The organism is Patulibacter sp., assembly GCF_030655195.1.
Classification (GTDB): domain Bacteria; phylum Actinomycetota; class Thermoleophilia; order Solirubrobacterales; family Solirubrobacteraceae; genus Patulibacter.
The window spans coordinates 1-5,072 of sequence record NZ_JAURWA010000186.1 but is presented as its reverse complement, the minus strand read 5'-3'; the positions used below and the strand labels follow the sequence as shown (position 1 = coordinate 5,072).

The window sequence follows — 5,072 nt, the reverse complement described above, 5'->3', positions numbered from 1 at the left end:
GCACCGGCGGGGTTCAGGTGGCGATCGCGGCGCCGAGGGCGACGGCACCGTAGCCGGCGGCCGCTCCGCCGCCGATGCCGGCGACCCAGGAGCCCCAGCCGGGGGCGACGAGGTCGTCGAGCTCCTGCACGCCGAGGTCCAAGCCGGGGTCGGCGCTGTCGAACTCGGGGAGGGCGTCGAGGTCGACCAGGTCGGTGGTGGTGCTGGTGTGGTTGCTCTGCATGGTGTTCAGCTCCTCGTTCCGTGGTGCGCTGTACGAGAACCAATCTAGGGCCGGTGCCCGGGCCCCTCCAGGGGTCCTCACCCCTGGTGGGTGTGGGTGCCACCCGCGCGGGGGAGACCCGGCCCCGCGGCCACCCAGGGCGGGGGACCCCAGCCCCCACCCGAGGGAGACCCCGGGCCCCGAGGGGGCCCCGGCCCCCCCCCGTCAGGCGCGCCGGCAGGTCAACAGCCTGATCTCCTCGACCTCCTCGCCGTGGGGCACCGACGAGAGCACCGTCTCGTCCTCGACGGCGAGTCCGGAGGCCTCGAGGTCCTCGCGCAGCTCCGCGTTGTCGACGACCGCCTTGGTGGTCGATCCGAGGATGCGGTCCGTCCCGCCCTCCGGGTCGACGATCTCCGTGTAGAAGTTCACGTGCTGGACGTTCGCCTCGGGGTCCCAGAGACGCCCCAGGATGGTGAAGACGGTGCGGGCGCCGACCGGTCCACCGGCGGTGACCGGCTCGGCGCTCTGGGCCCGCAGGATGCCGGGACTCGTGGCGACGTGATCGAGCACGAACCGCCCGTCCGGCGCCAGCAGGTCGCGGGCGGAGGCGAACGCGCGCCGTCGGTCGGCGCGGTCGTGGAGCAGGCAGACGCTCGTCGCCGCGATGATCACGAGCCCGAACGGTCCCTCGACGTCGGGGGCGGTCATGTCGCCCTCGACGACCGTGACGCGGCTCGCGAGCTCCTCGTCCGTCGACAGGCGGTGACGCAGGCGGGCCAGCATGTCCGGCGCCAGGTCGACGCCGACGACCTCGTGGCCCGCCCGGGCCAGCGGCATGGCGATCCGGCCGCTGCCGCACGCGAGCTCGAGGATCCGGCCCGGGTGCTTCTCCGCCAGGCCGAGGTAGGCGGGGACGTCGTACTCGTCCGCACCGAGCAGGCGGTCGTAGACGGCGGTGTTGGCGCCCTCGTAGATGTCGCCGACGCGGGTGCGGGGCAGGTTCAGCGCCCGGATCGCGGCGAACTGGCCGAAGAAGGGCGCGGGCGGGTCGGTGCTCATGCGGCGGAGACCTCCATGTAGCGGGTGACGGCCTCGGCGCGCGAGCGCACGCCGAGCTTGCGGTAGATGGTGCGCAGGTGGGTCTTGACGGTCTCGACGCCGACGCCGAGGCGCTCGGCGGCCTCGAGGTTCGAGAGTCCCTCGACGACGAGGTTCAGGACCTCCTGCTGGCGGACGGTCAGCGATCCCTCGGCGCCCACGACGACCTCCGAGCGGCTGAGCGCGGGGGCCGGGCCCGTGACGGCCCGCCGCAGGCGGCCGGCGGAGAGCGTCAGCGGGAGCACCTGGACCTCGCGGTCGCCGCCGCCGTGGATGACGACGCTCGTCGGCGGCATCAGCACGATCCGGCGCAGGCCGGCGAGTCGCTCGTCGTGGAGGATCGTGATCAGGTCGTCGCTGCCGTCGACGGTGATCGCCACGACGGCGTCGAGGCGCAGGCGACGGCGGGCGCGGGCGAGTCCCTGGGCGGACCGCAGCGTGCCGACGGCCGGGATCCCCGCCTCCTCCAGCAGCCGGGCGGTGCCGAACGAGAGCAGCCGGGCGCCGGCGACCACGACGATCCGCGGCGGCTCCTCGCCGCGACCGGCGGGGGCCGCCTCGCGCGGGGGCGGGCCCGGAGGCTCGGGCAGCTCCTGCTCCCCCGCTCCGGTGCCGACGGGGGGACGGACGAGGCCGGGGTCCTTCATGCGGCGGCTCCTGGGACGGGGTCCGGGACGGGGAGGAGGGAGGCGCCGAGACCCGCGAGGATCTGCCGGACCGCGGCTGCGGCGCGGTCCTCCGGCAGGTCCCGGGCGGCGGCGAGCGCGGCCGCGGCGGCACCGGGCTCGGGGGCGACCGCGAGGAGCTCCCACACGAACGCGGTGTCGGCGGTGACGCGCGAGACGCGCCCCGACACGGGGTCGACGACGTGGACGACGTCGCCCGCGCCGACCAGGACGCCGCTCGTGGGCCGGTGGTCGCCCTCGACGCCCGGGTGCAGCGGTCCGCCGAGGCCGGCGACCCGGAGCGGGCCCTCGACGCCACGCGAGCGAAGGGCGCGGACGGCGAGGAGCGCGCGCACGAACCAGCGGGTCCGCGGCGCGTTCAGCGGGCCGGTCGCGGCCGGCAGGTCCCGCGCCGCGGACCGCAGCCGGTCGAGGTCGTCCCCGACGGCGCCGAGGTCGGGTCCGCCGGGCGTCGCCCGCACGCGCCCGTCCTGCACCCAGAGGCGCTCCAGGCGCGCGGTGGGCACGGCGAGGCCGAGGACGTCGGCCTCGTCGGCGAGCGCCCACCGGGGACCCGCGGTGCGCGTGGGAAGCGTCCCGTCGGCGAACGTCGCGGCCTCGTCGGCGGCGAGGCGCTCGAGATCGTCGGGGTCCTCCAGGGTCAGCAGCAGCCGCGCGTCGTCCGGCTCGGGGCCGTCCGTCGCCCACCCGCGCACGACGAGGCGGTCGCCGGCGGGCAGGAGCAGCGCGCCGTCGCCGGCCTGACGGACGACCGCCGTGGGCACGCCGCCGACGGGCGAGGTCCCGCCGTCCCGGCGCACGAGCAGGCCGTCGCGGTCCAGCACGGTCGCCAGCCACGCCGCGTGGTCGGTCGGGTCGTCCCCGCCGAGCCAGACGACGTCGTGGACGCGCCGTCGGGGCCCTCGCCCGGGGACGCCGACACCGCGATGCGCGTCGAGCAGACGGGCCGACACGGCGCGCTCGGCCCGCAGCGCCTCGGCCACCGCGTCGTCGGAGCGCAGCTCGGGGACCGCGAGATCGGCCGGCGGCGCGGCATCGGCGCCCTCGCCGTCGGTCCACCGGAGCCGGACGGCGGCGACGGCGGACGACAGGCGGACGACGTCGGCCTCGGCCCGGTCGACGTCGCCGTCCCGCGACGCGTCGAGCCGGACGTGGACCCGGGCGGTCGCCGCGACGGCCAGGCGCGCGGTCTCGGCGTGGCGCTCCTCGTCGACCGGCGAGGTGAGGACGACGTCCAGCCGGGCGACGCCGAGCTCGTCGGCGCGGCGCACGAGGGCGGCCGGCGCGGAGGGCGCGACGGGCAGCGCCACGCCGATGCGGTGCGGAGCCGCCTCGGCGACCGCGTCGAGGGCCTCGTCGTCGGCACGCTCGACGGGCGGTCCGACGAGCGGGACGACGGCCGCGCCGACGGTCCGGGCGTCGATCCACCGGAGCTCGTCGCGCAGCCGCCCGGAGGCGGGTCGTCCGATGCTCCCGTCGTCGTGGGTCCGGGCGTGCTCGACGCCCAGGAGCGGGGCGAGCCCGGGGCGCAGGGCCCCGGTGGTCCACGGGGAGGGCGACGCCTCGAGGCCGGGCGCGTCGCCCGGCGCGGCGGGACCGCCGACGGCGACGGCGAGCAGCGCCTGCTCGAACGAGGGGCCGAGGACCGCGACGCCGTCGGGGGCCGTCCCGGCCACCGCCTCGCGCGACGCCGCCGGGACCCCGGTCCACGCGACGGCGGGCGCGTCGTCGGCGTCCAGCAGCAGACGGGTCAGCAGCCGCACGGCGGGGGCGGGGGAGGCGCCGGAGTGGAGGGCCACGAGCGTCGCGCCGGAGCGCCCGACCTCGTGCACCATCGGGCCCAGGCCCGTCGCCCCGACGCCCGAGAGCTGCCGTGCCGGCACGCCGGCGGCCGTCAGGAGCGCGACCGCGGAGCCGCCGCGGAGCGTCTCGGTCGCCCGGGGCGGGAGGACGCTCCAGGCCGGGTCGGCGGCCGGGGGCTCCAGCGCGATCAGCACGACGTTCACGGGGCGGGTCACGGGCGGAGCTCCCAACGGGTCAGCGACGAACGGGCGAGGACGAGGGCGAAGGCGGTCCACCCGGCCAGCAGCGCCAGGCCGGCGCCGAAGTCCAGGCCCCACGGGGTGACCGAGGTGCCCAGCGCGGTGACGGCACCGCCGGGGGTCCAGCGAGCGACGTCGGGCAGCGGCCCGGGCAGGACGGCCTCGCCGACGAAGTACCAGAGCAGCGCGAGCACCAGGACCCAGGTGCGGCACCGGCCGAGGACCGCCAGGGCGAGCCCGACGACGGCCGCCAGGCCGGAGGCGAGCACGCCGCCGGCCATCGGGAGCCAGCCGCCGGGGAGCAGCACCGCGGTGGACGCACCGACCGCGGCGTACCAGAGCACCAGCGCGGCGAGCGCGGCGGCGGCGGCGACGACCCCGACGACGAGACCCGCGGCGAGGGCGACGAGGACGCGGCCGGCGAGGACGACGTCGCGACGGCCCGTCGCCGCGACCTCGGCGCCGAGGCCCCGGTGGCGGTGGTCCCCGGCGAGGGAGAGGAACCCCAGGACGAGCGCGGGGCCGGCCCCGACCGTGGCCGTCGAGAGCAGGCGCCAGGCCTCGGGGTCCGCCTGCAACGCGGCCGGCGGCACGGACTGCAGCGGTCCGACGGTGGTGATCGCGGCGATCAGCGGGCACGCCGAGGCGGCGACGAGAAGCCCCCGGCCGGTGCGGATGCGCGTGATCTCCGCGCCGACGCTGGCCCGGAGCGCGCCGCGGCGCCGGTACGCGACGACGCTCACGCGGCGACCCCGGCTCCGGGCACCGCGTTCCCGGCGGGCGCCACGGCGGAGTGGGCGACCGCGGCGCCGATGCGCGGGTCGGCGCAGGAGAACAGCACGGCGAGCCCGGCGGCGGCCTCGTGCCGCAGGAGGTTGCCGAGCACCTGGATGTCGGCGGTGTCGCGCAGCCGGTCCATCGGGGCCGGCAGGACGACGGCGGCGGGGTTGCCGACCAGGGCGCCCGCGAGCGCCGCGCGCCGCCGGACGAGGCCGTCGACCTCGGACGGACGGCGACGCAGGGCGTCGGGCTCGAGGCCGA

General features: G+C 78.3%; 5 protein-coding genes and 1 pseudogene. All 6 read right to left on the bottom strand.

The window, feature by feature from the left end; all coding sequences use genetic code 11:
- Positions 1-13: 13 nt before the first annotated feature.
- A complete protein-coding gene (locus Q7T67_RS20065; RefSeq protein ID WP_304794156.1) occupies positions 14-304 on the bottom strand; it encodes a hypothetical protein in 291 nt (96 codons plus the stop codon).
- Positions 305-427: 123 nt separating this feature from the next.
- On the bottom strand, positions 428-1,264 hold the full coding sequence (gene mpaM / locus Q7T67_RS20060) for a daptide-type RiPP biosynthesis methyltransferase (protein ID WP_304794153.1): 837 nt from the start codon (positions 1,262-1,264) through the stop codon (positions 428-430).
- Entirely contained in the window at positions 1,261-1,950 is a 690-nt protein-coding gene (locus tag Q7T67_RS20055) for a helix-turn-helix transcriptional regulator (protein ID WP_304794151.1), read from the bottom strand. Before Q7T67_RS20055 ends, mpaM begins: the two co-directional genes overlap by 4 nt.
- On the bottom strand, positions 1,947-4,007 hold the full coding sequence (locus Q7T67_RS20050) for a hypothetical protein (RefSeq protein ID WP_304794148.1): 2,061 nt from the start codon (positions 4,005-4,007) through the stop codon (positions 1,947-1,949). The genes Q7T67_RS20055 and Q7T67_RS20050 overlap by 4 nt, the downstream gene beginning before the upstream one ends.
- On the bottom strand, positions 4,004-4,774 hold the full coding sequence (locus tag Q7T67_RS20045) for a hypothetical protein (RefSeq protein ID WP_304794145.1): 771 nt from the start codon (positions 4,772-4,774) through the stop codon (positions 4,004-4,006). The genes Q7T67_RS20050 and Q7T67_RS20045 overlap by 4 nt, the downstream gene beginning before the upstream one ends.
- Positions 4,771-5,072, bottom strand: a pseudogene (locus tag Q7T67_RS20040) (hypothetical protein); the annotation flags it as partial. The gene Q7T67_RS20045 and the pseudogene Q7T67_RS20040, both read right to left, overlap by 4 nt.

Coding starts and splice junctions, on each gene's coding strand:
- mpaM (WP_304794153.1), bottom strand. CDS start 1,264: ATGAGCACCGACCCGCCCGCGCCCTTCTTCGGCCAGTTCGCCGCGATC.
- Q7T67_RS20055 (WP_304794151.1), bottom strand. CDS start 1,950: ATGAAGGACCCCGGCCTCGTCCGTCCCCCCGTCGGCACCGGAGCGGGG.